The organism is Paenibacillus allorhizosphaerae (genome assembly GCF_042659105.1).
GTDB classification, from domain to species: domain Bacteria; phylum Bacillota; class Bacilli; order Paenibacillales; family NBRC-103111; genus Paenibacillus_G; species Paenibacillus_G allorhizosphaerae.
In genome coordinates, this window is sequence record NZ_JBHSRV010000082.1 from 1 (window position 1) to 529 (window position 529).

The following is a 529-nucleotide window of genomic DNA, read 5'->3' on the forward strand; positions in this document are numbered from 1 at the left end:
TGAAGCTTGTAGGCTTGTGCAGCTTGTCTGGAACCGACAGAGCGTTGAGCCAGCGCGATTAACGCACGTGCGTTTCGCTCACCACAGTGCCGTTTCATCAAGGTCTTCCATTTCTGAATCAGGTCCTGTGGTTGTAAATCACTCAGTTCCGCCGGCGTTGGGAACAGACGAAGCGTAGCTAACGAGCCGGCGCCCGTCAGGTTCTTAAAAACCTGCCGCAGCTCGGGAAACACAACATCAACCCAGCGATGAATTTGGTTTTTGACACTCACAAGTCGCTTGACTACAAAGTCCCGGTTCGAAAGTAAAACACGAAGCTCTGTGAATGCTTCAGGCGTTGTGCGGGCGATGGAGTAATATCCGTTCTTCACCATGTCGGCAATAACAAGCGCATCCTTTTTATCGCTTTTTGAAGGCGTGTTGTCACGATTTTCTTTGTTCTTTTTCACAAGATGCGGGTTCACGAGAACGACTTCAAACTGGCGATCCGCAAGCCACTTCGAAAAATTGAGCCAATAGTGTCCCGTTG

At 49.7% G+C, this 529-nt stretch carries 1 protein-coding gene; it reads right to left on the reverse strand.

What is annotated here, in order from left to right:
• Window positions 1-529: IS110 family transposase (locus ACFQI7_RS37905; protein ID WP_377518659.1), on the reverse strand; the 529-nt coding region annotated here is incomplete at both ends.